The sequence below is a fragment of the Goekera deserti genome (genome assembly GCF_010685995.1).
GTDB classification, from domain to species: domain Bacteria; phylum Actinomycetota; class Actinomycetes; order Mycobacteriales; family Geodermatophilaceae; genus Goekera; species Goekera deserti.
Genome location: NZ_JAAGWK010000032.1, coordinates 15,534 through 42,165, shown reverse-complemented (window position 1 = coordinate 42,165; position 26,632 = coordinate 15,534). Strand labels below are relative to the sequence as shown.

General features: G+C 75.7%; 31 protein-coding genes and 1 pseudogene. 18 read left to right on the top strand and 14 right to left on the bottom strand.

Annotation, left to right across the window (positions count from 1 at the left end; translation table 11 throughout):
* Window positions 1-64 precede the first annotated feature (64 nt).
* Entirely contained in the window at window positions 65-1,063 is a 999-nt protein-coding gene (locus G1H19_RS20195) for a LacI family DNA-binding transcriptional regulator (protein ID WP_152727441.1), read from the bottom strand.
* A 202-nt stretch (window positions 1,064-1,265) separates the two neighbouring features.
* Between G1H19_RS20195 and G1H19_RS20190 the strand changes: the two genes are divergently transcribed.
* The 3 genes from G1H19_RS20190 (at window position 1,266) to G1H19_RS20180 (ending at window position 5,519) form a co-directional block, all read left to right on the top strand.
* Window positions 1,266-1,439, top strand: a complete 174-nt coding sequence (locus tag G1H19_RS20190) for an alpha/beta fold hydrolase (RefSeq protein WP_235909172.1) — start codon at window positions 1,266-1,268, stop codon at window positions 1,437-1,439.
* A gap of 85 nt (window positions 1,440-1,524) precedes the next feature.
* Window positions 1,525-4,989 (top strand): TM0106 family RecB-like putative nuclease, encoded by a 3,465-nt coding sequence (locus tag G1H19_RS20185; protein WP_152727442.1) that lies wholly within the window; start codon window positions 1,525-1,527, stop codon window positions 4,987-4,989.
* 101 nt (window positions 4,990-5,090) lie between these two features.
* Complete coding sequence (locus tag G1H19_RS20180; protein ID WP_202925761.1) at window positions 5,091-5,519, top strand: very short patch repair endonuclease; 429 nt, start codon at window positions 5,091-5,093, stop codon at window positions 5,517-5,519.
* Window positions 5,520-5,539: 20 nt separating this feature from the next.
* Here G1H19_RS20180 and G1H19_RS20175 read toward each other — a convergent pair whose 3' ends face one another.
* The 5 genes from G1H19_RS20175 to G1H19_RS20155 are packed head-to-tail and all read right to left on the bottom strand — an operon-like array spanning window position 5,540 to window position 7,745.
* Complete coding sequence (locus tag G1H19_RS20175; protein ID WP_152727443.1) at window positions 5,540-6,160, bottom strand: alkaline shock response membrane anchor protein AmaP; 621 nt, start codon at window positions 6,158-6,160, stop codon at window positions 5,540-5,542.
* A complete protein-coding gene (locus G1H19_RS20170) occupies window positions 6,157-6,693 on the bottom strand; it encodes a DUF6286 domain-containing protein (RefSeq protein ID WP_152727444.1) in 537 nt (178 codons plus the stop codon). Before G1H19_RS20170 ends, G1H19_RS20175 begins: the two co-directional genes overlap by 4 nt.
* Before the next feature lies 1 nt (window position 6,694).
* Entirely contained in the window at window positions 6,695-7,054 is a 360-nt protein-coding gene (locus G1H19_RS20165) for an Asp23/Gls24 family envelope stress response protein (RefSeq protein ID WP_152727445.1), read from the bottom strand.
* Window positions 7,051-7,230, bottom strand: a complete 180-nt coding sequence (locus G1H19_RS20160; protein ID WP_152727446.1) for a hypothetical protein — start codon at window positions 7,228-7,230, stop codon at window positions 7,051-7,053. Before G1H19_RS20160 ends, G1H19_RS20165 begins: the two co-directional genes overlap by 4 nt.
* A gap of 29 nt (window positions 7,231-7,259) precedes the next feature.
* Window positions 7,260-7,745: an Asp23/Gls24 family envelope stress response protein gene (locus G1H19_RS20155; protein ID WP_152727447.1), complete on the bottom strand. Its 486-nt coding sequence runs from the start codon at window positions 7,743-7,745 to the stop codon at window positions 7,260-7,262.
* A 297-nt stretch (window positions 7,746-8,042) separates the two neighbouring features.
* On the opposite strand from G1H19_RS20155, the gene G1H19_RS20150 reads away from it, so the two are divergent.
* The 4 genes from G1H19_RS20150 to G1H19_RS20135 all read left to right on the top strand — a co-directional run bounded on the left by G1H19_RS20150 (window position 8,043) and on the right by G1H19_RS20135 (window position 9,865).
* Window positions 8,043-8,216 (top strand): CsbD family protein, encoded by a 174-nt coding sequence (locus tag G1H19_RS20150; RefSeq protein WP_152727448.1) that lies wholly within the window; start codon window positions 8,043-8,045, stop codon window positions 8,214-8,216.
* A gap of 100 nt (window positions 8,217-8,316) precedes the next feature.
* Window positions 8,317-8,886: an RNA polymerase sigma factor gene (locus G1H19_RS20145; protein WP_152727449.1), complete on the top strand. Its 570-nt coding sequence runs from the start codon at window positions 8,317-8,319 to the stop codon at window positions 8,884-8,886.
* A complete protein-coding gene (locus G1H19_RS20140; RefSeq protein WP_152727450.1) occupies window positions 8,883-9,494 on the top strand; it encodes an Asp23/Gls24 family envelope stress response protein in 612 nt (203 codons plus the stop codon). Before G1H19_RS20145 ends, G1H19_RS20140 begins: the two co-directional genes overlap by 4 nt.
* The gene (locus G1H19_RS20135) at window positions 9,491-9,865 is read left to right on the top strand and encodes an Asp23/Gls24 family envelope stress response protein (RefSeq protein WP_152727451.1); all 375 of its coding nucleotides are present in this window, start codon (window positions 9,491-9,493) and stop codon (window positions 9,863-9,865) included. The genes G1H19_RS20140 and G1H19_RS20135 overlap by 4 nt, the downstream gene beginning before the upstream one ends.
* A 31-nt stretch (window positions 9,866-9,896) precedes the next feature.
* On the opposite strand, the gene G1H19_RS20130 is transcribed toward G1H19_RS20135, so the two are convergent.
* Window positions 9,897-10,520, bottom strand: coding sequence for a pyridoxamine 5'-phosphate oxidase family protein (locus tag G1H19_RS20130; RefSeq protein WP_152727452.1), 624 nt, complete (start codon window positions 10,518-10,520; stop codon window positions 9,897-9,899).
* 94 nt (window positions 10,521-10,614) lie between these two features.
* Between G1H19_RS20130 and G1H19_RS20125 the strand changes: the two genes are divergently transcribed.
* Entirely contained in the window at window positions 10,615-11,589 is a 975-nt protein-coding gene (locus tag G1H19_RS20125) for an endonuclease/exonuclease/phosphatase family protein (protein WP_152727453.1), read from the top strand.
* Here G1H19_RS20125 and G1H19_RS20120 read toward each other — a convergent pair.
* Complete coding sequence (locus tag G1H19_RS20120) at window positions 11,561-12,556, bottom strand: DUF2332 domain-containing protein (protein ID WP_162392330.1); 996 nt, start codon at window positions 12,554-12,556, stop codon at window positions 11,561-11,563. The two genes, G1H19_RS20125 and G1H19_RS20120, sit on opposite strands and share 29 nt — an antisense overlap.
* Window positions 12,553-13,248, bottom strand: a complete 696-nt coding sequence (locus tag G1H19_RS20115; RefSeq protein WP_152727454.1) for a TetR/AcrR family transcriptional regulator C-terminal domain-containing protein — start codon at window positions 13,246-13,248, stop codon at window positions 12,553-12,555. The genes G1H19_RS20120 and G1H19_RS20115 overlap by 4 nt, the downstream gene beginning before the upstream one ends.
* Window positions 13,249-13,309: 61 nt before the next feature.
* Between G1H19_RS20115 and G1H19_RS20110 the strand changes: the two genes are divergently transcribed.
* Both G1H19_RS20110 and G1H19_RS20105 read left to right on the top strand, forming a co-directional pair.
* Window positions 13,310-14,299 carry an ATP-binding cassette domain-containing protein gene (locus G1H19_RS20110; RefSeq protein WP_152727455.1) on the top strand — a complete coding sequence of 330 codons (990 nt, stop codon included), beginning with the start codon at window positions 13,310-13,312 and terminating at the stop codon, window positions 14,297-14,299.
* Window positions 14,296-15,132 carry an ABC transporter permease gene (locus G1H19_RS20105; protein ID WP_152727456.1) on the top strand — a complete coding sequence of 279 codons (837 nt, stop codon included), beginning with the start codon at window positions 14,296-14,298 and terminating at the stop codon, window positions 15,130-15,132. The genes G1H19_RS20110 and G1H19_RS20105 overlap by 4 nt, the downstream gene beginning before the upstream one ends.
* A gap of 27 nt (window positions 15,133-15,159) precedes the next feature.
* Here the strand turns inward: G1H19_RS20105 and G1H19_RS20100 are convergent, their stop codons facing one another.
* The gene (locus G1H19_RS20100; protein ID WP_202925760.1) at window positions 15,160-15,765 is read right to left on the bottom strand and encodes a TetR/AcrR family transcriptional regulator; all 606 of its coding nucleotides are present in this window, start codon (window positions 15,763-15,765) and stop codon (window positions 15,160-15,162) included.
* A gap of 88 nt (window positions 15,766-15,853) precedes the next feature.
* Between G1H19_RS20100 and G1H19_RS20095 the strand changes: the two genes are divergently transcribed.
* The 4 genes and pseudogenes from G1H19_RS20095 to G1H19_RS20080 all read left to right on the top strand — a co-directional run bounded on the left by G1H19_RS20095 (window position 15,854) and on the right by G1H19_RS20080 (window position 19,583).
* The gene (locus G1H19_RS20095) at window positions 15,854-16,726 is read left to right on the top strand and encodes an alpha/beta fold hydrolase (RefSeq protein WP_202925759.1); all 873 of its coding nucleotides are present in this window, start codon (window positions 15,854-15,856) and stop codon (window positions 16,724-16,726) included.
* Between the two features lie 132 nt (window positions 16,727-16,858).
* Entirely contained in the window at window positions 16,859-17,725 is an 867-nt protein-coding gene (locus G1H19_RS23605) for a GNAT family N-acetyltransferase (protein ID WP_235927923.1), read from the top strand.
* Entirely contained in the window at window positions 17,722-17,925 is a 204-nt protein-coding gene (locus G1H19_RS23600; protein ID WP_235927922.1) for a hypothetical protein, read from the top strand. The genes G1H19_RS23605 and G1H19_RS23600 overlap by 4 nt, the downstream gene beginning before the upstream one ends.
* A 104-nt stretch (window positions 17,926-18,029) precedes the next feature.
* A pseudogene (locus G1H19_RS20080) lies at window positions 18,030-19,583 on the top strand (amidase).
* Between the two features lie 42 nt (window positions 19,584-19,625).
* On the opposite strand, the gene G1H19_RS20075 reads toward G1H19_RS20080, so the two are convergent.
* The 4 genes from G1H19_RS20075 to G1H19_RS20060 form a co-directional block, all read right to left on the bottom strand.
* Entirely contained in the window at window positions 19,626-21,977 is a 2,352-nt protein-coding gene (locus G1H19_RS20075) for a Tex family protein (protein ID WP_162392329.1), read from the bottom strand.
* A gap of 95 nt (window positions 21,978-22,072) precedes the next feature.
* Complete coding sequence (locus G1H19_RS20070; RefSeq protein ID WP_152727458.1) at window positions 22,073-22,873, bottom strand: HEAT repeat domain-containing protein; 801 nt, start codon at window positions 22,871-22,873, stop codon at window positions 22,073-22,075.
* A 33-nt stretch (window positions 22,874-22,906) separates the two neighbouring features.
* Entirely contained in the window at window positions 22,907-23,365 is a 459-nt protein-coding gene (locus tag G1H19_RS20065) for an NUDIX domain-containing protein (RefSeq protein ID WP_162392328.1), read from the bottom strand.
* Window positions 23,362-23,664 (bottom strand): antibiotic biosynthesis monooxygenase family protein, encoded by a 303-nt coding sequence (locus G1H19_RS20060; protein ID WP_162392327.1) that lies wholly within the window; start codon window positions 23,662-23,664, stop codon window positions 23,362-23,364. The genes G1H19_RS20065 and G1H19_RS20060 overlap by 4 nt, the downstream gene beginning before the upstream one ends.
* 365 nt (window positions 23,665-24,029) lie before the next feature.
* Between G1H19_RS20060 and G1H19_RS20055 the strand changes: the two genes are divergently transcribed.
* The 4 genes from G1H19_RS20055 to G1H19_RS20040 all read left to right on the top strand — a co-directional run bounded on the left by G1H19_RS20055 (window position 24,030) and on the right by G1H19_RS20040 (window position 26,606).
* Window positions 24,030-24,983 (top strand): siderophore-interacting protein, encoded by a 954-nt coding sequence (locus G1H19_RS20055; protein WP_152727459.1) that lies wholly within the window; start codon window positions 24,030-24,032, stop codon window positions 24,981-24,983.
* A gap of 85 nt (window positions 24,984-25,068) precedes the next feature.
* A complete protein-coding gene (locus G1H19_RS20050; protein ID WP_235927921.1) occupies window positions 25,069-25,251 on the top strand; it encodes a hypothetical protein in 183 nt (60 codons plus the stop codon).
* Window positions 25,252-25,258: 7 nt separating this feature from the next.
* Window positions 25,259-25,657 (top strand): hypothetical protein, encoded by a 399-nt coding sequence (locus G1H19_RS20045; protein ID WP_162392326.1) that lies wholly within the window; start codon window positions 25,259-25,261, stop codon window positions 25,655-25,657.
* 76 nt (window positions 25,658-25,733) lie between these two features.
* Window positions 25,734-26,606, top strand: a complete 873-nt coding sequence (locus tag G1H19_RS20040) for a DUF4394 domain-containing protein (RefSeq protein ID WP_152727460.1) — start codon at window positions 25,734-25,736, stop codon at window positions 26,604-26,606.
* Window positions 26,607-26,632: the final 26 nt, after the last annotated feature.

Here is a 26,632-nt window from a genome sequence, read left to right as displayed (position 1 = left end):
TCGGCGTCGTCACACAGTCGTGACCTGAACCGGGGAGCCCGGTGCGGGCCTGCGGCGCCAGCCGTCAGGTGGACTCGCGCTGCACGATGGAGAAGTCGATCGCGGTCTGCCGCACCGGTGCGGTGCGGTCGGCGATCCGCTGCACCAGGGTGTCCACCGCGCACTCGGCGATGCCGCGGCGCCCGGGGTCGACGGTGGTGAGCGCCGGCTGGGAGTAGACGCCCTCGTCGGTGTTGTCGAAGCCCACCACGGCGACGTCGTCGGGGACCCGGCGGCCGGCACCGGTCAGGGCGTGCATCGCGCCCAGCGCCAGGGTGTCGTTGCACGCGAACACGGCGTCGAAGTGCACCCCGGAGTCCAGCAGTTGCGTGGCCGCGTCGGCGCCCTGCTGGCGGTGCCACAGCTCGGCCACGCCCAGCAGTCGCTCGTCGACGGCCAGGCCGGCGCCCTCCAGGGCCTCGCGGTACCCGCGGAAGCGCAGCCCGGCCGAGCCGATCACCTCGCCGGGGTGGTAGCCGACCAGCGCGATCCGGCGCCGTCCCCGGGCCAGCAGGTACTCCGTCGCCGCCCGGGCCGCCTCGACGTTCTGCATCGTCACGTGGTCGACGGCCGGGTGGAACACCCGCTCGCCGAGCAGCACCAGGGGCGTGTCGATCCGGACCAGCTCGACGTCCTCCGGCTCCAGGCCCAGCGGGCTGAACAGCAACCCGTCCACCATCCGCAGCCGCGCGCTGGACAGCAGGTCGACCTCCCGCTTGCGGTCCCGGTTGGTCTGCTCGATCAGCACCACCAGGCCCCGGCGCTCGGCGGCCCGGATCACCTCGTCGGCCAGCTCGGCGAAGTACGGCAGGCGCAGCTCGGGCAGGGCGAGGCTCAGCACGCCACTGCGGCCCGAGCGCAGGCTGCGGGCGGAGAGGTTGGGCTGGTAGTCCAGCGTCCGGATGGCCTCGAGCACCCGCTCGCGGGTGCTCGGCCGGACGTGCGGGTAGTCGTTGACGACGTTGGAGACGGTCTTGAAGGACACCCCGGCGAGCCGGGCCACGTCGTGCAGGGTCGCGACCATGGCGTGCGGTCCCTCCGGTCCTGACGTCCGCCCGTGTGGCAGCGGGACGTCCGGGCGGGTCGGAGTGGGTGCCGCCCGCTGCGCAGGTGAGCCTCCCACACGCATGTCCGGTCCGGCGTGCTCCCGGGCGCGCCCGGAGCGGCGCGGGTCGGGAGCCCCGCGGCGGTCGGGGACTCCCGGTGTCGACCGGCTGCGGGTGTGGTTGTGTGAGCTGGTCCTGGCCGGCGACGACGACCCGATGATCCCGTCGGTCAACGCCCGGGTGATGGCCCGGCTGATCCCGGACGCCCAGCTGCACCTGTACCGGGGCGGGCACCTGGCACTGGTCACCGAGGCGCACGAGCTCGCGCCGGTGGTGCACGCCTTCGTGGACTGAACCGGCCGCCGGCCGGTGTGGTTCTGTCGGAGGGCCGTCCTACGGTCGTCCGGCGGGACCGGCCCGCGCGACAGGGAGCGGTGCGATGTACGAGTCCGACGGCGCGCTGGTGGTCAGCGCCGGCGACCTGACCGGGTTCCTGGAGTGCGAGCACCTGACCCGGCTCAGCACCGAGGTGGCCCGTGGCCTGCGGCCCCGGCCGCCGGCGGCCGACCCGATGACGCAGCTGGTCGCCGAGCACGGCATCGCCCACGAGGCGCGGCACGTGCAGCGGCTGCGGGACGCCGGGCTGTCCGTCGTCGAGATCGACGCGCCCACCGGCAAGGACGCCGCCGCGCTGCTGCGGGCCCAGGCCGAGACGCTGGCCGCGATGCGCTCCGGCGCCGACGTCGTCTACCAGGCCACCTTCTTCGACGGCACCTGGCGCGGGCACGCCGACTTCCTGCTCAAGCGCCCCGACCGCGACTCCGCGCTCGGCCCCTGGGCCTACGACGTCGCCGACACCAAGCTCGCCCGGCGGATCAAGGTGCCGGCCCTGCTGCAGATGGCGCTCTACGGCGACCTGCTGGCCGTGCTGCAGGGCGCGCCACCGGAGCTGCTCACCGTGGTCACCGGCGACCGGCAGGAGCTGACGTTCCGGTACGCCGACGCGCAGGCCTACGCCCGAACCGCCCGCACCCGCTTCCTCGACCGGCTGGCCGACGGCGACCTCGCCCCGCCGCACCCGAACGCGCACTGCGGGGTGTGCCCCTGGAAGGCCACCTGCACCGAGCGCTGGACGGCCGAGGACCACCTGTCCCGGGTGGCCTTCCTGCGCCGCGACCACGCCGTCGCGCTGACCGGGGTGGGCATCAGCACCGTCGCGCAGCTGGCCCGGGTGCCGGCCGACCGGCTGCCGGAGTCGATCGGGCACACGTCGCGGGAGCGGATCACCCGCCAGGCGCGGCTGCAGGTCGCCGAGCGGGAGACCGGCGTGCCCGGCTACGAGTTCCTGCCCCGGCTGCCCGGGCGCGGGTTCGAGCTGCTACCGCCGCCCAGCCGCGGCGACCTGTTCTTCGACATCGAGGGTGACCCGTTCACCGGCGACCACGGCCTGGAGTACCTGTGGGGGCTGCTGGACACCACGGGTGCCTTCACCGCCTACTGGGGGTGCGAGCCGGGCGACCCCGCGGCACCGGCACCCGACCAGTCCGCGGCCGAGCGGCGGGCCTTCGAGCAGCTGGTCGACCACCTGGTCGCCGCGCACGCCGCCGACCCCGCGATGCACGTCTACCACTACGCGCCCTACGAGCCGAACCGGTTGCGGGACCTGTCCGCGCGGCTGCACACCCGGCAGGCCGAGGTCGACCGGCTGCTGCGCGGCGACGTGCTGGTCGACCTCTACGCCGTCGTCCGGCAGGGGCTGCTGCTGAGCAAGGAGTCGTACTCGCTGAAGAAGGTCGAGGACCACTACCGCGGCCACACCCGCCCGGTCGCCGAGACCGTCTCCGACGCCGGCGCCAGCATCATCGCGTTCGAGACCTGGCTGGCCACCCGGGAGCAGCGGCTGCTGGACGAGATCGAGACCTACAACCGGGACGACTGCCTGTCCACGATGCAGTTGCGGGACTGGCTGGAGGCGCTGCGCACCGAGCTGCTCGCCACGGGCACCCCGCTGGCCCGGCCGGGTGACGCCGACCCGGAGGCGTCGCTGGAGGCCCTCGCCGCCGAGGCCGCCCGCGCGGACCTGGAGCGGCGGCTGCTGACCGGGGTGCCCGCGGACGCCGCGGACCGGTCCCCGGAGCAGCAGGCGGTCTGGCTGCTCGCCCAGCAGCTGGGCTGGCACGCCCGGGAGGCGCGCTCGGAGTGGTGGGAGTACTTCCGGCTGCGCGCGCTGCCGGCCGAGGACCTGGAGCGGGAGTCCGTCGCGCTCGGCCCGCTGGAGCCGGTCGCCATGCTCGGCGTGCAGGGCCGCTCGGCCCACTGGCGCTACCGGTTCCCACCGCAGGAGACCAAGGTCGGCCCCGGCGACCGGCTGGATCACGTCCCGGTCGGCGCCGACGGCCGGCGGGTCTCCTCCGAGGTGGTCGACGTCGACGCCACCGAGGGCTGGGTCGTGCTGTCCCGCCGGGTCGAGGTGTCCGCCGAGCACCCGCTCGGGCTGCTGCCCGGCGGGCCCATCCCGGACACGGTGTTCCGCGCCGCGCTGCTCGACCTGGGTGAGGCGGTGGCCGCCGGCGGGGTGGACGCGCCTGGTCGGCACCTGCGGGCCGCCCGGGACCTGCTCCTGCACCGCCCGCCCCGGCTGCGCGACGGCGAGCCCGTCGTCGTCCCCGGCGAGCCGGCTGGCGACGCGGTGCGCCGGCTGGCGCGGGCCCTGGACGGTGGGGTGCTGGCGGTGCAGGGGCCGCCCGGTGCGGGCAAGACGCACACCGGTGCCCGCGCGGTCGTCGACCTGGTGCGGGCCGGCCGGCGGGTGGGCATCACCGCGCACAGCCACAAGGCGCTGGGCAACCTGCTCGACGGCGTCGTCGCCGCGGCAGGGGAGGCCGGCGTCCCGCTGCGGGCGGTGCAGAAGGCGGCACCGCACCAGATGTGCAGCGCGCCCGGGGTGGTGTGCGCCGGCACCAACGGGGCGGTGGTCGACGCCCTCGACGCGGGGGACGCCGACCTCGTCGCCGGGACGCCGTGGCTGTTCGCCCGGCCGGAGCTGGCCGGCCGGCTCGACGTGCTGGTGGTGGACGAGGCCGGGCAGCTGTCGCTGGCCAACACGCTCGTGGTGTCCCGGGCGGCGACCGACCTGCTGCTGCTCGGCGACCCGCAGCAGCTGCGGCAGCCGGGCCGGGGCGTGCACGCCGACGGCGCCGACGTCTCCGCGCTACAGCACGTGATCGGCGCCGACGACGTGCTGCCGCCGGGGCGTGGCGTGTTCCTGGACCGCACCTGGCGGATGGCCCCGGCCCTGTGCGGGCTGGTGTCCGAGCTGTCCTACGACAGCCGGCTGCTGCCGGCGCCGGTCACCGCCGGGAACGCCATCGACCTGCCCGACCGGTGGGCGGCGCCGTCGGGGCTGGGCTGGGTGCCGGTCGTGCACGAGGGCAACGGCGCGGCGTCCGCGGAGGAGGCCGCGGTGGTGGTCGAGCTGGTGGGCGACCTGCTGGGCCGGGCCTGGCGCACCGCCGCCGGCGAGCACCGGATGACCCAGGCCGACGTGCTGGTGGTGACCCCGTACAACGCCCAGGTCAACCGAGTGCGCAGCGCGCTGGCCGCGGCGGGCCTGGCCGACGTGGAGGTCGGCACCGTCGACCGGTTCCAGGGCCGCGAGGCGGCCGTGTCGATCTTCACCCTGGCCGCGTCCAGTGGCGCGCACGTGCCGCGGCGGCTGGAGTTCCTGCTCGACCGGCACCGGCTGAACGTCGCGCTGTCCCGGGCGAAGACGGTGGCGTTCCTGGTGGGCAGCCCGGCGCTGCTCACCTCCCCGGTGCACACCCCGGAGCAGCTGCGGCTGGTCAACGGCCTGTGCCGGCTCGTCGAGCGGGCCACCGGGGCCGCCTTCCTGCAGGTCGGCTGACGGTGGCGCTCCCCGGTCCAGAGGTGCCGGCCGCCCAGGTCGGGCACCGGGACCCGCGCGCTGCGCCGGTGCCGGCGTCGGCGGCTGCCGCTGCCGCCGCCGTGAGGGTGCCGGATCTCCGGGTCGCGCCCGCGCCGTCGTCGCCGGCGGTCCGCGACCGGTTCCGGCGGCAGGGCCGCCGGGACACCGTCCCGGAACTCGCGGTACGCCGGCTGCTGCACGCCCGCGGTGTGCGCTACCGGGTCGATGTGCGCCCCTGCCGGGAGACCCGCGCCCGCGGTGACCTGGTGTGGAAGGCCCGCCGCCTCGTCGTCTTCGTCGACGGCTGTTTCTGGCACGCGTGTCCTACCTGCGGGCACCTGCCGACGGTGAACGGGGCCTGGTGGGCCGCGAAGCTGACCGCGAACGTCGAGCGCGACCGCCGTACCGACGCCGTGCTCACCGGTCTCGGCTGGCGGGTGTTGCGCTTCTGGGAGCACGAGCCGCCGGAGCAGGTCGCGGATGCGATCTGCAGAGCACTCGGCCGCTGACCCGCCTCGGTCCCTCCGGCTCAGTGCAGCTGGGGCACGACCAGCTCCACCCGGGCGGTGAGGTCCTCGCGGCCCAGGGCCAGCCGCGCGTGGGCGACGGCCTCGTCCACCAGGCGCGCGTGCACGTCGTCCGGTGGCACCGAGCCGTCCAGGGTGACCCGCAGCGACAGCGCCGGGGCCTGCGCCGACCCGGTGAGTCGGGCGACGGCCCGGGTCACCCCGGGGTAGCTCTCGACCTCGTCGCCGACCGCGTCGGCCAGTGCACGGGACACGAGGTCGATGGTGCCCAGGTCGTCGGCGGCGACCCGGAGGTCACCGACCCGGTCGGTTCGGGCCTGGGTCAGCAGCCACCAGAGGCAGTACAGCGCCAGCAGCGCCGTGGCCGCGCCCAGCGCGGGCCAGACCCAGCCGCTGTCCCGGGCGAGGTCCCGCACCGGCCCGTCGAGCACCGGGTCGTCCCGGTCGACACCGGAGACCCGGCCGAGCCCGACGGCGAGCGCGGCGGCACCGGCCGCAGCCAGCAGCAGCCCGAGCACGCCCAGGGTGACCCGGTTGACCCGCACCGCGCGCCGGGTCCGGGTCGCCGGCACCAGAGCGGCGGGCCCGCGCGCGACCGGTGGCTCGCTGGTGGTGCCGCTCATGCGCCCTGCTCCGTCCGCCGGACCTGCAGCCGGGGAGCGGACCGCAGGCGCAGGCCGGTCAGCGCACCGGTGGCGGCGGCCGCGGCGCGCTCGTTCATCCGGCCGGCCTCCCCGCGGTCCCGGATCGGCACCGACACGTCCAGCCGGGCGCGGCGGCGGCGCACCCGCGCCGACGCCGCGCGCACCCCGGGCACCCCGGACGCGGCGTGCTCCAGCAGGTGGCCGACGCTGCCGGTGGACACCGTGCACGTCACCCGCGCGTCCCGCGGCTGGAGCACCAGCTCGGTGCGGCGGCGCGGGGTCAGCTCGGCGACGAGCAGCAGCACGCCCACCGCCAGCGCAGCACCGGCGACGACCAGCACGAGCGTGTCCGACCAGCTCCGGGCGGTCAGCTCGGCGGTGGCGGACCGCACGGGCAGCAGCAGCGGGGGCCGGTCCAGCAGCCCGGCGACCACCTCGGCGGTCACCAGCAGGCCACCGGCGAGCCCGGCCAGCCCCAGCACGACGGCGAGCAACCGGTCGACGGTGCGCACGTCAGACCACCCGCCGTCGGGGCTCACGGACGACGCTCAACCCGGTCACCCGGACGTCGACCTGCACGGCGCGCACGCCGGTCAGCTCGGCGACCCGGGCCACCACGTGGCCGCGCACGTCCCGGCTCAGCTGCGCGACCGGGGACGGCCAGGGCAGGGCCAGCGACAGCGCGAGCACCGCCACGTCGCCGTCCACCCGGGCGGTCACGGCCGGCCGGTCCCGGACCGGCGCGCCGGTCCGGGACACCTCGGTCGCGGCCTGGGCGGCGACCCGTTCCACCACCCGGTCGACCAGGGTGAGGCTGCCGCGCGACCCCGGGTCGACCACCCCGGTCGGTGCGGCCGGTGCCGGGGCGGTCACCGGCGCCGGTCCCCGCCGAGCAGCCCGGACAGGTCGAGCTGCCCCTCCAGGACCTTGCCGGCCACGAAGCCGATCAGGCCGAGCAGCCCGACGACGAGGAACGCGCCGAAGCCGCCGAACGCGCCGGCGAAGCCGAGCGCGAGGCCGATCAGCAGGCCGAGGGTGCTGGGGGTCATGGGGGTCCTCCGGGGGTCGCTGGGATGGGTCACTCGACGCGGCTGTGCTGCTCGGGCTCGGACTCGTCGGTGGGCAGCCGCACGTCGTCGACGGCGATGTTGACCTCGACGACGTCCAGGCCGGTCATCCGCTCCACGGCGGTGATCACGTTGCGGCGGATCGCCGAGGCCAGGTCGGCGATCGCGACGCCGTACTCGACGACGATCTCGATGTCGATGGCCGCCTGCTTCTCGCCGACCTCGACCGACACGCCCTGCGTGACGTTCGGTCCGCCGGAGCCCGGGATGCGCTCGCGGATGGCCCCGAACGCGCGGGCCGCGCCGCCGCCGAGGCGGTACACGCCGCTGAGCTCGCGGGCGGCCATGCCGGCGATCTTGGCCACGACGGTGTCGGCGATCGTGGTGCGTCCCTGGCTGTCCGAGCCCTGCGCGCTGACGGCGGCCGGCCGGGTGGCCCCGGCGGTGACGTCGTTGCCGGTGCTGGTGCCGGTCGCGGAGGTGGTGCTGGTGCTCATCGGATCTCCTCTGTCGCCCAGGGTGCGGGCCTCGCTCGGACGTTCGGACACCAGGTCAGACACCCGGCGTCCTCGTTCGTCACGCACCTCGGTGCCGTGCTGCCGGTGGCGTTCGTCACGACCGGACCGGGCGGCCGGGCGCCGGGCCGGGAGGAGATCCAGATCACCAGGGCGGCCCGCGTGACGATCGACGACGAACGGTGTCTGTACCGATGACCGGCACGACGCAGCACCGCTGACGCCGCACCGGCCGGGCGGAGCAGACGCCCGTCCACCCACGATGAGAGGGAGCACCCGATGAGCCTCGGTGACAAGATCAAGAACAAGGCCGACGAGCTGGCCGGCCAGGCCAAGGAGGTCGTGGGCACGGTGACCGGCAACGAGGAGCTCCAGGCCGAGGGCAAGGCCGACCAGACCGGTGCCGAGATCAAGCAGGTCGGCGAGTCGGTCAAGGACGTCTTCAAGAACTGACCGCGGTCGACCACGGCCGGTGCTCCCGTGACCTGCGGGTGCGCCGGCCCGCCCGCGTGCGGAGGAGGACGTGCAGAGTGACCCCGTGCCGGAGCCCGCGATGACCGGACCCACCGCCGGGTCCCCCGACACGGGCCCGCTCGACGACGCCACCCTCGTCGCCCGCGCCCGGGACGGCGACGCGGCGGCGTTCGAGCAGTTGCTGGACCGCTACCAGGCCCCGCTGTACCGGCTGGCCGTGCGGATGCTCGCCGACCGCGCCGAGGCCGAGGACGTCGTCCAGGAGGTGTTCCTCAGGCTGTGGCGCCGGCTGCCGGAGATCCGGGAGGACGCCGCCGTCGTCGGCTGGCTGTACCGCTCGGCGACCAACCGCTGCCTCAACGTGATCCGGGCGCGCCGTCCGGTGGCCGACGTCGACCTGGACGAGCGGGAGGCCACCGGCACCCCTCTGCCCGAGCGCGCCGCCGAGACCGCGCAGGCGCTCACCGCACTGGGCTCGGCCCTGCAGCGGATCACCCCCGAGCAGCGCGCCGCCTGGCTGCTGCGCGAGGTGCACGAACGGTCCTATGCCGAGATCGCCGACATCCTGGGTACCAGCGTGGTCGCCGTACGCGGCCGGATCGCCCGGTCCCGGGCCGAACTCGCGGAGGCCATGCAGTCATGGCGATGACCACCAGCGACAGCGCCGAGGGCACGCAGCTGCCGTGCGGGCGGTCCCTCGACGCGCTGTGGGCCGGCCTCGCGTCGGGCACCGCGGCCGAGCCCGACGAGCACGAGCGCACCTGCCCGCACTGCCGCACCGCCCGGGACGGGCTCGGGGCGCTGCTCGGCGCCGTGCACGGCGCGCGGGCCGAACGCGACGAGCCGCCGCCGTCTTCCCTGCGCGAGCGGATCATGGGCGCCGTACGCGCCGAGGTGCGCCGCGGGGAGCTGCTGCCGCTGGCCAGCACCCCGCACGGTGTGGTGACGATCAGCGCCCAGGCCGTCGCCGTCGTGGTGCGCTTCGCCGCCGACACCGTGCCCGGGGTGCGCGCCCGGCGGTGCGCCGTCCAGCTGGCCGGAGAGCCGGGGACCTCGGCCGACGGCGTGCTGCAGGTCGAGCTCAGCCTGGTCGTCCCGGCCGGCCCGCGCCCCATCCCCGACGTCGTGGACGACGTGCGGTCCCGCGTGGCCGGCGCCGTGGACCGCTCCGTCGGCGCCCGCCTGGGCCGGCTGGACGTCGTCGTCGAGGACGTGCTGGACGCCGGCGGACCCGACTCCACCGGAGGTGCCCGATGACCACACTCCCCTCCGACGAGCGCCCCGCCGTCCCGGAGACCGTGCTGGCCGCGATCGCCGCCGAGGCCGTCCTGGCGGTGCCCGGCGTCGACCGGCTGGAGCCCCGGTTCGGCGCGCTGCTCGGCTCGCTGGCCGGGTCGGCGTGGGCCCACGTGCAGCCCGGCGGCGTGCCGGGGCCGACTGCCGGGGTTGATGCCGAGGTGCAGGCCGACGGTGTGCACCTGGGCATCGACCTGGCCGTCTCCGGCCGGCCGGCCGCGGCGGTCGCGGTGGCCGTGCAGCAGGCGGTGGCCGACGCGGTGCGCAGCCGCACCGGCCTGGACGTCGCCCGGGTGACCGTCGCCGTGCTGGACGTCGACCCGGCGTCCTGACCCGGACGACCGTGGCTCAGGGGCGAGCGGCTCAGGGCTGGGTGTACAGCCCGTCGGTGTACGCCCGGCCCTCGTAGTAGCGCACGACGTCGGCCAGGTCCTCGTCCCGGCGTTCCATCGCGTGCGCGATCACCGCCCGGGAGGCCACCGCGTCCGGCGCCCAGCCGGCCGGGTCCCACAGCTGCGAGCGGTGGAAGGCCTTGGCGCAGTGGTGGAAGACCTGCTCGATCTGCACCACCAGGGCCAGCACCGGCCGGTGCCCGCGCACCACCATCCGGTCGAAGAACGGCGCGTCGACGACGATCCGGGCGCGGCCGTTGATCCGCAGTGTGTCGCCACGGCCGGGCAGCAGGTAGAGCAGCCCCACGTGCGGGTTGGTGAGCACGTTGCGGAAGCCGTCCACCCGCCGGTTGCCCGGCCGCTCCGGGATCGCGATCGTCGTGTCGTCGAGCACCAGCGTGAAGCCCGCCGGGTCGCCCTTGGGCGAGACGTCGCAGCTGCCGTCGGCGCCGGCGGTGGCCACCAGGCAGAACCGGGACGCCGCCAGCCACTGCCGGTCCAGCTCGTGCAGAGCCGAGCGCTCCTTGGCCAGCGCCGGGGCAGCCGGCTCGCCCAGCAGGTCGCGCAGCTCGGCCTCGGTGGTGATCTCGCGCATGCGGCGAGCATGGCAGCCCGCCGCTGCCACACCGGGGTGGGTGACGATCGGCGCCGTCAGCCGGTGTCCAGCGGCCCCGGATACGGTGACCGCGATGACCTCCCGACGTGGTGACCTGGTGCGCCGGTACGGACCCCTCGCGGCGGCGGTGCCCTGGGCCACCTGGGCGGTGCTGCGCCGCACGGGCACCGAGCGTGGCTGGCCGCTGGTGCCGGCCTTCGCTTTCACCCCGTACGCGGCGGTGACCAGCCTGCTGCCGCTGGGCCTGGCGGTCCGGGCCCGGGACCGCGCGGCGACGGCCGTGGCGGCGACCTCGACGGCGGCGCTGGCCGGTGCCGTGCTGCAGCGGGCCGGGACGCTGCCCCCCGTGCCGGGCGCCGGGGGCGGACCGCGGGTGCGGCTGACCTCGATCAACCTGCTGGTCGGCCGGGCCGACCCGGCCGAGGTGGTCGCCCTGGTCCGGGCCCAGGACGTCGACGTGCTGGCGTTGCAGGAGGTGACGCCGCAGGCCGAGCAGGCGCTGCGCGCGGCCGGCATCGAGGTGCTGCTGCCGCACGCGCACGTGGTGCACGCCCGGCCCGGCTCACCGGTGGGCGCCGGGGGTGCGCTGTTCACCCGGCTGCCGGTGGTCGACCGCGGGGTCGTGCCGGGCCGCTTCGAGCAGCCGTTCTTGCGGCTGGCCGTCGACGGCGCCGCGGACGTCGAGGTCACCGCGGTGCACTCCGAGCCGCCGCGCTCACCGCGGGAGGTGGCCACCTGGACCGAGGACCTGCGCCTGCTGCCGCACCCCGCGCCGGACGTGCTGCGGGTGCTCGCCGGGGACTACAACGCCACCCTGGACCACGCGGGCCTGCGCCGGGTGCTGGACCGGGGCTACGTCGACGCCGCGCACGCGGTCGGCCGGGCGCTGGCCACCACCTGGACCCCGCTGTCGCTGCCGCTGCCCCGGCTGGTGCTGGACCACGTGCTGGTCGACCGGCGGATCGCCGTGCGCTCGGTGCAGGTGCTGCCGGTGACCGGCAGCGACCACCGCTCGCTGGTCACCGTGCTGGAGCTGCCGCCTCGCTGACCGCTCGGCCGAGCCAGTCGACCCGGCCGCCGTGCGGTGCGGTGACCGCGACCGGCTCGCCGTCCAGGGCGAGCACGAAGTCGGCCGGCCCGACCTCGGCGGTGAGCCGGGCCGCGATCCCCGGCAGGACCTGCGGGCCCTCCTGGCTGATCCAGCGCACCCCGAGCTCGCCGACCAGCGCGACGAAGTCGTCCCGGGCCGGCGGCGGCAGGTAGGTCAGCACCGCGGTGTGCACGACCACCGGCGTGCAGCCCGCCGGCAGTGCGGCGACGGCCTCGGGCAGCAGGTACAGCAGGTCCCCGCGCAGCATCTGCGCGGGCTCGGCGGCCGCCAGGTCCAGGGCCGCGCCCAGCCGTTCCCGCCGCTCGGTGTGCTCCGGCCAGATCAGCGCCTCCAGCCAGGCCCGGGTGTCCGGGTCGGCCGGGTCCAATGGGTTCAGGTCGACCCCCACCCGGGCGGCGACGGTGGGCAGCTGCGCCGGCACGGGCACCGGGCCGCTGGTCGCGCAGGACAGGTGCACTGGGCTCGGCGGGCCGACCGGCACGCCGTCGTAGTCGTAGCCGTACCGGTCCGGGTACAGGCACAGCCCGGCGGACGCGCCCACCTCGATCAGCCCGATCGGCTGCGGCAGGGCGGCCAGCAGCGGCAGCAGGGCGGTGCACCGGGCCGGCTCGTTGGTCTGCGTGGCCCGCGCCAGCATCGTGGCGCGCAGCAGGTCGGCGTCCTCGACCACCCAGCGCCGCAGCTGCGCGGCGTCGTCCAGGTGGCCGTGCAGGTACCGCAGGGCGCCGAAGAACAGGTTGGGCTGGCGCTTGCGCGGCGGCAGCGCGTCGAGGAAGGCCAGCACGGTCGGGTCCTCGGCGATCGCGGTGCTGAGCGCGGCGTAGCCGGGGGAGTGCGCGGCCGCCGCCTCCCGGCTGAAGTCCCGGTAGCGCTCCGCCGTCCCCGCCGCAGGTGAGTCCTTCACGCCCCCATCCTGCCAAGATGGCCATCTTGGCGGGCTGTTCGTGTCGGTTCTGCACCCGGGGGCGCGGGGTGAGTGGAGGCCCGGCGGTCCAGGCGGGCCTGCAGGCCGTCCATCAGCAGGGTGAGCCCCTCGGTGAACCGGTCGTCGTCGCCACCGATCGTGCCAGCGGCCCGGGTGAGCAGCGGGAACTCCGGCCGAAGGGGGTCGGCCGGGTCGTCGTCCGCCGGGCGGTCGGCGGCAGCCTGGGTCTCCAGCACGTCGCCGATGACGAACGATCCGATCGCGGTCAGCACCCGCACCGCCTCGCCGGGCTCCAGGCCGGCGCCGACGAGCACGCCGAGGGTCTGCTCGATGCCGGGCAGGGCACCCTCGGTGGGCCGGTTCCCGGCGACGACGCGGACGCTGTCGCGGTGGGCCAGCAGCACGGCGCGCTGCTGGCGGGCGACCTCGCCGAGCCAGTCGGTCACCGACTCACCGGGCCGCGGCGCGTGCCGGTCGCCGGGGGCCATGTCGGCCAGCACCTGCTCGGCCACGAGGTCCATCAGGTGTCGCTTGTCCCGGACGTGCCAGTAGAGCGTCGGCGCGCTGATGCCCAGCCGGCCGGCCAGCGCTCGCAGCGTGACGCCGTCGATGCCGACCTCGTCGACCATGGCCGCTGCTGCCCGGACGATCAGCTCCCGCGTCACTGCCACCCGGACACTCTAACGCCGTTAGGCTTGACAACTCTAACGCTGTTAGAGAACGCTCACCCCCATGGCTCTAACAACGTTCGAGAGCGTCCGCCGAGGGCGGACGCCGGCCACCTCGCCGGTGATCGAGGCCTCGGGTCTGGTCAAGCGCTACGGGCAGGTGGAGGCGGTGCGCGGCATCGACCTCGCCGTCGGCACCGGGGAGCTCTTCGGCTTCCTCGGCCCCAACGGCGCGGGCAAGTCCACCACCATCCAGATGCTCTGCACCCTGGTCCGCCCGACCGGGGGCAGTGCCCGAGTCGCCGGCTTCGACGTCGTCCGGCAGCGTTCCGACGTCCGGCGGCACATCGGGCTCGTCTTCCAGGAGTCGACGCTCGACGGCCACCTCACGGCCGAGCAGAACCTGCGCTTCCACGCCGACGTCTACGGCATGGCCCGCTCGTCGGTGCGGTCGCGGACGGACGCCGTCCTGGAGATGGTCGGTCTGGCCGACCGCCGCGGTGCTCTGGTGCGCACGTTCTCCGGTGGCATGAAGCGCCGGCTGGAGATCGCCCGCGGGCTGCTGCACTCACCGCGGGTGCTGTTCCTGGACGAGCCGACGATCGGGCTGGACCCCGAATCCCGGGCCGGCCTGTGGCGCTACGTCGACCGGTTGCGGGCCGAGGAGGACATCACCGTCTTCCTGACCACCCACTACATGGACGAGGCCGAGCGCTGCGACCGGATCGCGATCGTGGACGACGGCCGGATCGGCGCGCTGGACACGCCGTCCGTGCTCAAGGCCGGCGTCGGTCACGACCGGGTGCGCGTGGACACGACCGACGACGACGCCGCCGAGGCACTGCTCCAGTCCCGGCTGGGGGTCGAGACCACCCGGGAGGCCGGCGTGCTGACGGTGCTGGTGCCCGACGGCGAGCAGTTCGTCCCCCGCCTGTTCGAGCTCGGCCTGACGATCCGCTCGGTCGACGTCACCCGGCCGACGCTGGACGACGTCTTCCTCGCCCACACCGGCAGCCGGCTGGCCGCCGGCCCGTCGCGGGGCGGCCGGCGATGACCGCCCCGGTGCTCGTCGCCGACCGTGGGCTCCGGCACGAGCTGCGCGCGGCCGGCGTCGTCTGGCAGCGCGACCTGATCCGCTTCCGCACCGACCGCGGCCGGATCGTGTCCTCCTTCGTGCAGCCGCTGCTGTTCCTCTTCGTGCTCGGCAAGGGCCTCGGCGCCAGCATCGGCGAGGCCACCTTCGGCGGTGCGGACTACTCGACGTTCCTGTTCCCGGGCGTGCTCGCCTCGTCGGTCATGTTCACCGCGGTGTTCTCCGCGATCTCCATCGTGTGGGACCGGGAGCAGGGCTTCCTGCGCGAGATGCTCGTGGCGCCGATCAGCCGCACCAGCATCGTGCTCGGCAAGTGCCTCGGCGGGGCGACGGTGGCGACGCTGCAGGCGCTGGTGCTGCTGGCGCTGGCCGGGCTGGTGGGCGTGCCGTACGCACCGCTGATGCTGGTGGGCGCCATCGGGTTGCTGCTCCTCATCGCGTTCGCCATCACCGCGTTCGGCCTGCTCCTGGCGGTGCGGGTGCAGCAGATCCAGACGGTGATGCCGCGGGTTCAGCTGCTGCTCACCCCGCTGATGTTCCTGTCCGGGGCGTTTTTCCCGCTCAGCAGCGCCGTGCCCGGCTGGCTGCACGCGCTGACGCTGGCCAACCCGCTGTCCTACGGCGTCGACGTGCTGCGCCGGCTGGTGCTCGCCCACACCGGCGGCGACGGCGACGCCACGGCGTTGCGCTGGGGCGAGCAGGTGGTGCCGATCTGGGTCGACGTCGCAATGGTCGCCGGTGCTGGGGTGGCCCTGCTGGCCCTGGCGGCGTGGCTGTTCTCCCGCACCGACTGAACCGCCGGCGGCAGCGCCACGGCGGCGTCAGCGCGGGCGGAACAGTCGGTCGAGGTGGTAGTCCAGGACCTCGGTGGCTACTTCGCTGCTGCGCTGACCGCCGATCACGCTCGCGCCGAGGCCGTTGGTGAGTGCCAGCAGCCCGGCGGCCACGTGCCCGGGGTCGTGGTCGGCGGCCAGCTCGCCTGCCGCCTGGGCGGCGGCGAGCTGGCCGGTGAGGAACCGCTCGAGCGCGTCCGGGTCCTTCGCCTCGTACTTCGCCGCCAGCGAGGGGTCGGCGAGGACCAGCGCGTAGAAGGCGTCGTACGTGGTGCGGATCTGCCGGCTCTCCTGGTCGGTGGGCAGCACGGCCTCCAGGGCGGCGACGACGACGTCGCGCGGGGCGGGTGGCGAGCCCAGTGCGCGGATCCGGGCCTCGATCCGCGCGCCCAGCCGCTCGGCGAGGTAGGGCAGCGAACCCAGCAGCAGCTCGTCCTTGGTGTGGAAGTAGTACTGGACCAGCCGCAGCGACACCCCGGCCTCGGCTGCCACCTCGCGCATGGACGCCGCCAGCAGTCCGCGGGTCGCCGCGATGCGCAGCAGTGCCTCGCCGATCTGCCGGCGCCGCTGCTCGTGGTCCACCCGCTGGGGCACCCGGTCCCTCCTCGTCGTCCGGTCGACCCTAGGCGATGAGCCTCGGCATTGATACGCTCGTATCATCAACGAGGGTGAGGAGCAGGCCGTGGACGGGATCTCCGACTTCCGCAGTGCGACGGCGCGCGAGGCATACGTCGAGGTGTACGACCGGGTGCTCGCGGCACTCTGGCCGGTGCCCCCGTGCCCGGCGGACGTGGTGACCTCGCTGGGCACGGTGCGGCTGTACCGGCACGGTCCGGACGGCGACGACCCGTTCGTGCTGCTGTCCGGTGCCGGCGGGAACGCGCTGGCCTGGTACCGCCACGTCGCCGAGCTCGGGGTGGACCGGCCCGTCGTGGCCGTGGACCCGCTGGGGGAGTGCGGCCGGTCGGTGCAGACGGCACCGATCGTCGACGGCGCCGACGCCGGTCGGTGGCTCGCCGAGGTGCTGGCCGCGATCGGGGCGGAGCGGGCGCACCTGGTGGGCTCCTCGTTCGGCGGCTGGACGGCGCTGCAGCAGGTCCTGCACCACCCCGGTCGGGTGGGTGCGGTGACCCTGGTCGACCCGGCCGGGTTCGCGCCGCTGGGCGGCCGGTTCTACCGCTGGCTCGTCCTCGGCGGGATGGCCGGCCTGCTGCCGGCCGGCCTGCGCCGGCGGGCCGCCCGCAGGCTGGACAACTCCACCCTGCTGGAGACCGAGCTGCTGCGTCTGGGCCTGGCGGGACGGCGCTTCCGCCGCCGGCTGCCGTCGCTGGTGCCGTTCACCGACGCGGAGCTGGCCGCGGTCGGCGTGCCGGTCCAGCTGCTGCTCGGGGAGCGCAGCGCGCTGCACGACTCCGCCGCCGTCGCCCAGCGGGTGGCCGGGGTGGCTCCCGGCTGGCGGCGGGAGGTGGTGCCCGGCACCGGCCACGCCCTGGTGCTGGACGACGTCGCGCTGTGCACCCGGCGGGTCCGGGAGTTCTCGCCCACGCGGCGCTGACCCGTGCGTTGCCCGCTCTCCTGGCGCGTTGCCCGTGCTGAACCGCGGGCAGCGGGTACGCGGCGGGCAAGGCGCGGTGGGCAACGGGTGGTGGGCAACGGCGCGGGCGGCGGTCCTGGCAGGCTGGCGCGGGTGCAGGTCCGGGAGCTCGACCCCGCCGACGACGCAGACCTGGCGGGCGAGCTGCTGGCACTGCAGCGCGCGGCGTACACCGTCGAGGCGCGGCTCATCGGGGACGACCGCATCCCGCCGCTGCACGAGGATCTGGACGGGCTGCGCACCGCGCCGCTGAGCTGGATCGGGGCGTTCCTCGACGGGCGGCTGGCCGGCGCGCTGGCCTGGAGCGCCGCGGCCGGCGAGCTCGACGTCGAGCGGCTGGTCGTGGCGCCCGACCGGCACCGGCGGGGGCTCGGCCGAGCGCTGGTGGGCATGGCGCTGTCGCGCGCGGAGGGGCGCCGGACGGTGGTGTCCACGGGCCGGGGCAACGCACCGGCGCGGCGGCTCTACGAGTCGCTGGGCTTCGTGCGCCGTGGCGACGTCGAGGTGCTGCCCGGCCTGTGGGTCAGCCGCCACGGCCGTCCGGGCACCGATCCCGGCGCCACCGTGCGCACGTCGGTGTCGGTCGAGGGCTGGCAGCAGCAGTGCTGCGGCGAACGGTTCGCGGTCGGCTCGACGGTCTCCTGGCCCGTGCGCCCGTCCGACCCGCCCGGCGGCCTGCTCGACGGGGGATGGCCCGGGGCGGTGGCCTACGCCGAGGACCACCACGGCGACGCCTGGCCGGTGCTCGCCGGGGTGGTCCGCTCGATCCACGTCGTGGTCAGCGACCAGGAGCCGGTGGCGGGACCGTCGGGGGCGGTGTGGGGCCGGGTGCCCGGGAGTGCGCGGCGCCGGGAGGTCTGGGCCGCCGACCCCGGGGGACCCGAGCTCCACGACCGGGACCCGCGCCGCTCGTTCGACGGCTGGGTGGTGGAGCTGGACGCCGAGCGTCCCGTGCGGTGAGGCGGGCGGGACCCGCTCACACCGCGAGCGCCTCGTTCGAGCGGCGTCCCCGCCTGCTGTCCGACGTCGACGAGGCGTGCGCGCAGGTGGCGGGCGCGATCACCCCGCGGGTCGGCGGGGTGGGCCCGACCACGGTGGCGATGCTGTTCCGCAACGCCGTCCGCGCCGCGGCCCGGGCCGGCGGGCCCAGCGCCCGGTGAGCAGCGCCCGGTGAGCAGCGGGCGACGCGCCGGTCGGCGTTGACGCCCGGCTCGCGTCGTTCCTACGGTCGCCGGACCAGCACCGATCGCGAGGAGACGTCGCCATGCCCGTCCAGCCGCCCGACCCCAGCGCACTCACCCGCGTCTCCGAGCGGTACGGGCTGGGGCTGTCCGACGCCGACATCGCCTCGTTCGGCCCGCTCGTGCACGGGCTGCTCACCTCCTGGGACGCCGTCGAGGAGCTCTACGCGGCGTCCACGCCCACAGCCCCGGAGCGCAGCTGGACCCGGCCGGAACCCGACGCCAACCCCTACAACGCCTGGTACGTCACCACCGACGTCGCCGGCGCCGCGGACGGGCCGATGGCCGGGATGCGCGTGGCGGTCAAGGACAACACCGCCGTCGCCGGGGTGCCGATGATGAACGGCTCGGCGACCGTCGAGGGGTTCGTCCCGCTGCGGGACGCCACGATCGTGTCCCGGATGCTCGCCGCCGGGGCCACCATCGCCGGCAAGTAGGTGTGCGAGGACCTGTGCTTCTCCGGTGGCTCGCACACCGCCCGCACCGGTGCGGTGCGCAACCCGTGGGACGAGGCGCGCAGCACCGGTGGGTCGTCATCCGGCAGCGCGGCGCTGGTCGCCGGGGGCGTCGTCGACGTCGCGACCGGTGGGGACCAGGGCGGGTCGATCCGGATGCCGGCGTCCTGGAGCGGCATCGTCGGGCACAAGCCGACGTGGGGGCTGGTGCCCTACACCGGCGCCTTCCCGATCGAGCAGTCGATCGACCACGTGGGCCCGATGACCCGCACGGTGCACGACGCCGCGCTGGTGCTCGGCGTGATCGCCGGCCCGGACGGGCTCGACCCGCGTCAGCCCCGGACCACCGGCAACGACGTCGCCCAGGACTACGTCGCCGCGCTCGGCCGCGGGGTCGAGGGCCTGCGGGTCGGGGTGCTCACCGAGGGCTTCGGGCGGGACGGCTCCGATCCCGGCGTGGACGACGCGGTGCGCACCGCCGCCGCCGCCCTGCGCGGGGCCGGCCTGGTGGTGGAGGACGTCTCCGTGCCCTGGCACCTGCACGGGGCGAAGATCTGGGACGTCATCGCCACCGAGGGCGCCGCCGCCCAGATGGTCGACGCCAACGGCTACGGGATGAACTGGAAGGGCCTCTACGACCCGGAGCTGATCGCGCACTACGGCGCGCAGTGGCGGGCCGACGGCAGCCGGTTCTCCGAGACGGTGAAGCTGGTGCTGCTGGCCGGCCGGTACGGCATCGACGCCTACCAGGGCCGGCACTACGCGATGGCCCGCAACCTCGCGATGCAGCTCACCGCCGCCTACGACGCGGCACTCAGCCGCTACGACGTGCTGGTGCTGCCGACCACGCCGATCGCCGCCTCGGTCATCCCCGCACCCGACGCGCCCCGCGAGGAGAGCATCGCCCGGGCGCTGGAGATGATCGGCAACACCTGCGTCACCGACGTCACCGGCCACCCGGCGTGCAGCGTCCCGGCCGGGCTGGTCGACGGCCTGCCCACCGGGATGATGATCGTCGGCAGGCACTTCGACGACGCCACGGTGCTGCGGGTCGCGCACGCCGCCGAGCAGCTGGCCGGCGGCTTCCCGGCCCCCGCCTCCGCGGCGGTGGCCCAGGCCTGACCCGCGGCCGCCCCCGATCGCACCCGGGGGCGGCCGCGGCGGTCAGCCCTTGCCGGCGCGGCGCAGGGCGTCGGCCATCGCGCTGTTGCCCGCCGGGCGGGGGGCGGCCGCGGGGCGCGGGCGTCCCCCGGCCCGGTCGTCGCGCTGCGGGCGGTCGGTGCGGGCCGGCCGCTCGCCGCGGGGGCGCTCCCCGCGGGGGCGCTTGGCGCCGCCGACCTCGTCGTCCAGGCGCAGGGTCAGCGAGATCCGCTTGCGGGCCTCGTCCACCTCCATCACCTTCACCCGGACGACGTCGCCGGAGCGCACCACCTGGCGCGGGTCGGACACGAACTCCGTGGACATCGCCGAGATGTGCACCAGCCCGTCCTGGTGCACGCCGACGTCGACGAACGCACCGAACGCCGCCACGTTGGTGACCTGGCCCTCCAGCAGCATGCCGGGGCGCAGGTCGGAGATCTTCTCCACGCCCTCGGCGAAGGTCGCCGTCCGGAAGGCCGGGCGCGGGTCCCGGCCGGGCTTCTCCAGCTCGGTGAGGATGTCGGTCACCGTGGGCAGCCCGAACCGCTCGTCGACGACGTCCTCGGCCCGGACGGCGGACAGCGCCGCGCGGTTGCCGATCAGCGAGGCGATGTCGGTGCCGGTGCGGGACAGGATGCGGCGCACCACCGGGTAGGACTCCGGGTGCACGCCGGAGACGTCCAGCGGGTCGTCGCCGCCGCGGATGCGGAGGAACCCGGCGCACTGCTCGAACGCCTTGGGCCCCAGCCGCGGCACCGCAGTGAGCTCGCGGCGGGTGCGGAACGGGCCGTGGCCGTCCCGGTGGGCCACGATCGCCGTCGCCAGGCCCTCGGTGATGCCGGAGACCCGGCGCAGCAGCGGCGCCGAGGCGGTGTTCACGTCCACGCCGACCGCGTTCACGCAGTCCTCGACCACGGTGTCCAGCGACCGGGACAGCGCGGCCTCGGCCAGGTCGTGCTGGTACTGGCCCACCCCGATCGAGCGCGGATCGATCTTGACCAGCTCGGCGAGCGGGTCCTGCAGCCGGCGGGCGATGGACACCGCGCCGCGGATGGACACGTCCAGGTCGGGCAGCTCGGCCGAGGCGTACGCGGAGGCGGAGTAGACCGACGCGCCGGCCTCGCTGACCACGACCGGGGTCAGCCCGGGGACGGCTCGGGCCAGCTCGCGGGCCAGCGTCTCGGTCTCCCGGGAGGCGGTGCCGTTGCCGATCGCGACCAGCTCGACGCGGTGCTCTCCTGCCAGCCGGGTGAGCGTGGCCAGCGACGCGGCCCAGGCCCGGCGCGGCTCGTGCGGGTAGACCGTGTCGGTCGCGACGACCTTGCCGGTGGCGTCCACGACGGCGACCTTCACCCCGGTGCGCAGGCCCGGGTCCAGGCCCATCGTGGCCCGGCTGCCGGCGGGGGCGGCCAGCAGCAGGTCGCGCAGGTTGCTGGCGAACACCCCGATCGCGCCCTCCTCGGCCACCGCCCGCAACCGGCTGCGCACGTCGAGGCCCAGCCGCAGCTGCACCCGGGTGCGCCACGCCCAGCGCACCGTCTCGCGCAGCCAGGCGTCCCCGGGCCGGCCCTGGTCGACGATGCCGAACCGGGCGGCGATGGCGCGCTCGTAGTCGGTGGTGGCCTTCGGCTCGGCCGGCTCCGGGTTGGGCTGCAGCTCGACGTCCAGCACCTCCTCCTTCTCCGCCCGGAAGACGGCGAGGATGCGGTGGCTGGGCAGTGCGGTGAACGGCTGGGAGAAGTCGAAGTAGTCGGAGAACGTGGCGCCGGCGGCCTCCTTGCCCGGGCGCACCCGGGTCACCAGGACCCCGCGGGTCCACATCCGCTCCCGCAGGCCGCCGATCAGGTCGGCGTCCTCGGCGAAGCGCTCGACCAGGATGGCCTTGGCGCCGTCCAGCGCGGCGGCGGCGTCGGCGACGTGCTCACCGGTGTAGCCGGCGGCCACGGTGGCCGGGTCCTGGGCGGGGTCGGTGAGCAGCGCGTCGGCCAGCGGCTCCAGCCCTGCCTCGCGGGCGGCGCCGGCCTTGGTGCGCCGGGTCCGCTTGTAGGGCAGGTACAGGTCCTCCAGCCGCGCCTTGGTGTCCGCGGCCCGCAGCAGCGCCTCCAGCGCCGGGTCCAGCTTGCCCTGGGCCCGGACCTCCTCCAGGACGGCGGCGCGCCGCTGCTCCAGCTCGCGCAGGTAGCCCAGCCGCTCCTCCAGCGTGCGCAGCTGGGTGTCGTCCAGGGTGCCGGTGACCTCCTTGCGGTACCGGGCGATGAACGGCACGGTGGCGCCGCCGTCGAGCAGGTCGACGGCGGCGCGCACCTGCGCGGGCCGGACGCCGAGCTCTGCGGCGATGCGCTCGTCGATGGTGGGCTGGGCGGTCGCAGCGGTCACCGCCCCATCGTCACCCGTCCGGGTCGGCCCGGGGCACGCGGGGCGTCCCACCCGCACCGGCGCTCCCACCAGCCCCGCGACGGCGGTCCGCAGCGTCAGGCGAGCCGGCCGGCGTCCTGGGCGAGCGCACTGCCGTGCAGCGCGGCCACGGCGGCATCGTCCCCGTCGAGCCGGGCGAGCACGGCGTCGAACACCGGCCCGGCCCGGTGCGGCGCCAGCTCGAGCATCGCGAGCAGCACCCGCCAGGAGCCCAGGGCGTCGCCGTCGGGCTGCCCGCGGCCGCGACGGCGGCACAGCTCGGCCATGCCGTCCAGCACGTCGTCCCCGGGACCGGCCGGGTCGGTCAGCCGGCGGACGGCGTCGGCCAGCCCGCCCGGGCCGTCGTCGTCCCAGCCCTCCTGGTGCCGCAGCACCAGCGCGTGCAGGCCCGGGTCGGCCAGGTGCCCGGCGGCGGTGAGCTCCATCCGGTTCAACGACCCGTCCTCCCGGGACAGGGCCGCGCGGACGCGGGGCAGCGCGCGGGGGTCGTGGCGCACGGCGAGGCCGACCAGTGCCTCGTGCCGGACGTCGTCCACCTCGTCGTCCAGCCGTGCGGCCAGCAGGTCACGGACCGCCGGGGTGTCCACCTCGGACCACAGCGTGCCCAGCGTGAAGCAGGCCCAGTCGCGTACCCGTCCGTCGGCGTCCCCGGTGAGGACGCCGACGATCCCGAGGAGCTCGGGTCCCGGCTCACCGAGATCGGCCAGCGTCCGGGTCAGCGCGAGCCGGACGTCGGCGTCCGGGTGGCCGGCGTGGGCGAGCGCCGCGTCCACCTCGTCGGCTGCTGCCGCCTCCGCCGCGGACCGCAGCACGAGGGGGTCGGCACAGCCGGAGAGCACGAGGTCCGCCAAGGCCATGCCGTGCAGTCTCCTCGCGGGCAGGCCGCGGGGTCAGGCGCTGATGAACGGCGGCAGGGGGCCGCCGGCGCGCAGCAGTTCCAGCACGCGGAGCTCCTGGGGCTGGACGGGATCGGGCAGCTGGTCCAGCCGGAACCAGCCGAGACCGCCGTTCTTGGCCGGCTCGGCGACGACCGGGGCGCCGTCCCAGCGGCGGGCGCGCCAGAAGAAGTCGATCCGCTGCTCGACCGGGTCGCCGTCGGCGGTGACCCGCTGGACGGCGGTCAGCGGCTCCAGGTCCTCGGCCCGCAGGCGCACGGCGGCCTCCTCCCAGACCTCGCGCACGGCGGCCGCGCGGGCGGACTCCCCGACCTCCACGTGGCCCGCCAGGCTCGCCCAGTGGCCGTCCATGTAGCCGGTGTGCTGACGCAGGTGCAGCAGCACCTCGCTCCCCGCGCCCGTCCCGCGCCACAGGAACACGTAGGACGCCGGGACGAGGGCGGCGCGGCTCACGCCCGCACCGACAGCACCGGGGTGCTGTGCTCGACCACGGGGAACGGGTCGTAGAAGCCGTGCAGCAGCTCGCGCCAGCGCTGGTAGCCGGCCGAGCCGCGGAACCCCTCGGTGTGGTCCTCCAGCGTCTCCCACTCCACCAGCAGCAGGTAGGTGTCCTCCCGCTCGATGCCCCGGGACAGCGACAGGGACCGAAAGCCCGGCATCGCCGAGATGATCGGCACCGCCTGCGCGAACGCCGCCTCGAACTCCGGCTGGCGCCCGATCGCAACCGGCAGCAGCGCGTGCTCGATGACCACACCCCGACCCTAGGCCCGCCCCCGCCCCGCCCCCGCCTGCGGGTTGATCATCGGCAGATGGTGGGGCGACACGCGGGGGAGCGGCGTGTCGCGCGACCACGAGGCGATGATCAACAGCGGGGTGCCGGCATGTGGAGCGGCGGTGGTCGGGACGTGCGTCCCGGCCACCGCCGCCGGCCCCCCACAGGGCCCGCCACCAGCCGGGGGACGAACCGCCCGGCCAACGGCTGCCCTGTGTTCGCACCGGACCGCCCGACCGGATGGGTGCCGGTGCGAGAAGTCCTGCCGGGCTGTTGCTGCGCGGGTCGAACAGGTTAGGCTCCCCTAAGTCGATCGGCGCCCGGCGTCGACCCAGGGAGGCAGAGATGACCAGCGCGACGAGCACGACCGCCACTGCGGTGGCGGACCCGGCCCCGGAGCTGCCGGCCCCCGAGTACCGCTTCTTCACCACCCGGGTCGCCCGGGTCGCGCGGCTGAGCCCGGCGTTCGTCCGGATCACGCTCACCGGGCCCGACCTCGCCGACTTCGGGGTGGCGGGGGACGACCAGCGGATCAAGCTCGTGCTGCGCCGGGACGGCGAGCCGTTCGAGGACCTGCTGGACAGTCCCGCCTGGTACGAGACCTACCTGGCGATGCCCGAGGACCGCCGCCCGCACGTGCGCACCTACACGGTCCGCGCGGCGCGGCCCGAGGTCGCCGAGCTCGACGTCGACCTGGTGCTGCACGGGCTGGACGGCGGGCACGCCGGTCCCGCGGCCAGCTGGGCGGCCGTCGCCGCGCCGGGCGACCCGGTGGTGGTCATGGGCGCCGATCGGCCGGGCACCGGGCGGATGTGGGGCGTGGAGTGGTCGCCCCCACCGACCGCCACCCGGCTGCTGCTGGTCGGCGACGAGACGGCGGTCCCGGCGGTCAGCTCGGTGCTGGAGTCGCTGGACCCGCGGGGCCGGCGCGTGGTGGCCGTCCTGGAGGTGCCCGCCGCCGCCGACGTGCTGGACCTCCGGCTGCCGGCCGGGGTCGAGGTGCGCTGGCTGGCCCGCGGCGGCCGGGCCCGCGGCGAGCTGCTCGCCCCCGCCGTGGACGCCGCACTGCGCGACCTCGGCATCGGGCACGAGCAGGCCGGCGAGGAGCCCGAGGACGTCGACCCGGACCTGCTGTGGGAGGTCCCGGAGGCAGCCGGCACCGACGAGTGCTTCGCGTGGCTCGCAGGGGAGGCCGGCATGGTCAAGCAGCTGCGCCGGCTTCTGGTGCGCGACCTGGGGGTGCCGCGCACCTCGGTGGCGTTCATGGGCTACTGGCGCCTCGGCGGCACGCTCGGGTGATCGCCGGCCCCCGGCGCACAGCGCAGGCCGCTAGCGTCGGGGGTCCGCACCCGGGCCGGCCGGGTCGGGCAGGAGGGCGCGTCCCGTGTTGATCCGCATCGTGCTGGTGCTGCTCGCCGTCTGGCTCGTGGTGAGCGTGCTGGGCTTCATCCTCGAGGGCCTGTTCTGGCTGGCCGTCGTGGGCGTCGTGCTGTTCGTCGCCACCGCGGCCTTCGGCGCCGGCCGGCGCACCGGCGTGCGTGGGCGGCGCGACCACCGGGCGCTCTGACCGCGCCGTGACCACCCTGCTGGTCGACGTCGCCAACGTCGTCGGCTCCCGCCCGGACGGCTGGTGGCGGGACCGGGCCGGGGCGACCACGCGGCTGCTCGCCGGGCTGGCCCCGCTGGTCGGCACCACGGTGCCCGGGCCGGACGGCGTCCCCCTGCCCGTCACCGCCCTGCTCGCGGTGCTCGAGGGCCGGGCCCGGGACGTCGAGGTGCCGCCGGTCGTCACCGCGGTGCGCTCGCCTGGCTCGGGCGACGACGCGCTGGTGCAGGCCGTCGCCGGACTGGAGGACGTCCTGGTGGTGACCGCCGACCGCGGTCTGCGCGCCCGGCTGCCGGCCGGTGTGCGCGTGGGCGGGCCCGGGTGGCTCCGGGGCTTGTGTGACTCAGAACACAAGACGATGGGGTGAACGGCGGCCGGTCGGCCCGCGTAGGTCCTGGTGACGCACCCCGGCCGACGGGGTGCCGGACCCGCGAAGGACCGTCATGCGCCGCACTGGACTCACCCTGATGGCCGCCGCTGCAGCAGTTGCCGTCGTCGCCACCGCCTCCCCGGCCTCCGCCACCACCAGCGCCCTGACCGTCACCGGTCTGACCGCGAACGACCGGCTGGTCACCTTCACCGCCGACAACCCGGGCCACGTGCTGAGCCAGAAGAAGATCACCGGCATCGGCCACGCCGACGTCGAGGGCATCGACTACCGCCCCGCCACCGGTGGCCTCTACGCCCTGGTCACCGACGCCGAGGGCGCGAAGCTCTTCCTCGTCGACCCGAAGACCGGTGCCGCCACCCGCGTCGGCACCACGGTGTACCCGATCGCCGGTGAGATCAGCATCGACTTCAACCCGACCGTGGACCGCCTGCGCGTGGTCAGCACCGACGGCACCAACCTGCGGGTCAACCCGAACGACGGGGCGCTCGCCGCCACCGACAAGCCGCTGGCGTACGGCCCGACCGACAAGGCCGCCGGTGCCGACGCCGACGTCGCCGGTGCCGCGTACACCAACAACGACAACGACTACATCGGCGCCACCCCGCCCGCGGGCGCGACCGGTACGACGCTCTACGACATCGACGCCGCGCTCGACACCCTCGTCGTGCAGGCCCCGCCGAACGACGGCGTGCTCACCACCGTCGGCGCCCTGCCGGCGAAGACCAAGGCGCAGGCCACCGGGTTCGACATCTACACGAACACCGGCGACGCGAAGAACCGCGCCTTCGTCAGCCTCAACGACAAGGGCCGCACGGCGCTGTACGAGATCGACCTGGCCACCGGCGCGAAGATCGCCAAGGGGCACCTCTCCGGTCACCCGGCCGTCACCGACATCGCGCTGGCCCCGGCGCAGGCCGGGTTCTGATCGGCCCAACCGCACCACCCGGCCCT

Bases quoted from the DNA above. Each gene is read 5' to 3' on its own strand.
- G1H19_RS20195 (WP_152727441.1), bottom strand. From the start codon at position 1,063: ATGGTCGCGACCCTGCACGACGTGGCCCGGCTCGCCGGGGTGTCCTTC.
- G1H19_RS20185 (WP_152727442.1), top strand. From the start codon at position 1,525: ATGTACGAGTCCGACGGCGCGCTGGTGGTCAGCGCCGGCGACCTGACC.
- G1H19_RS20175 (WP_152727443.1), bottom strand. From the start codon at position 6,160: ATGAGCGGCACCACCAGCGAGCCACCGGTCGCGCGCGGGCCCGCCGCT.
- G1H19_RS20160 (WP_152727446.1), bottom strand. From the start codon at position 7,230: ATGACCCCCAGCACCCTCGGCCTGCTGATCGGCCTCGCGCTCGGCTTC.
- G1H19_RS20155 (WP_152727447.1), bottom strand. From the start codon at position 7,745: ATGAGCACCAGCACCACCTCCGCGACCGGCACCAGCACCGGCAACGAC.
- G1H19_RS20150 (WP_152727448.1), top strand. From the start codon at position 8,043: ATGAGCCTCGGTGACAAGATCAAGAACAAGGCCGACGAGCTGGCCGGC.
- G1H19_RS20145 (WP_152727449.1), top strand. From the start codon at position 8,317: ATGACCGGACCCACCGCCGGGTCCCCCGACACGGGCCCGCTCGACGAC.
- G1H19_RS20140 (WP_152727450.1), top strand. From the start codon at position 8,883: ATGACCACCAGCGACAGCGCCGAGGGCACGCAGCTGCCGTGCGGGCGG.
- G1H19_RS20135 (WP_152727451.1), top strand. From the start codon at position 9,491: ATGACCACACTCCCCTCCGACGAGCGCCCCGCCGTCCCGGAGACCGTG.
- G1H19_RS20130 (WP_152727452.1), bottom strand. From the start codon at position 10,520: ATGCGCGAGATCACCACCGAGGCCGAGCTGCGCGACCTGCTGGGCGAG.
- G1H19_RS20125 (WP_152727453.1), top strand. From the start codon at position 10,615: ATGACCTCCCGACGTGGTGACCTGGTGCGCCGGTACGGACCCCTCGCG.
- G1H19_RS20110 (WP_152727455.1), top strand. From the start codon at position 13,310: ATGGCTCTAACAACGTTCGAGAGCGTCCGCCGAGGGCGGACGCCGGCC.
- G1H19_RS20105 (WP_152727456.1), top strand. From the start codon at position 14,296: ATGACCGCCCCGGTGCTCGTCGCCGACCGTGGGCTCCGGCACGAGCTG.
- G1H19_RS20070 (WP_152727458.1), bottom strand. From the start codon at position 22,873: ATGGCCTTGGCGGACCTCGTGCTCTCCGGCTGTGCCGACCCCCTCGTG.
- G1H19_RS20055 (WP_152727459.1), top strand. From the start codon at position 24,030: ATGACCAGCGCGACGAGCACGACCGCCACTGCGGTGGCGGACCCGGCC.
- G1H19_RS20040 (WP_152727460.1), top strand. From the start codon at position 25,734: ATGCGCCGCACTGGACTCACCCTGATGGCCGCCGCTGCAGCAGTTGCC.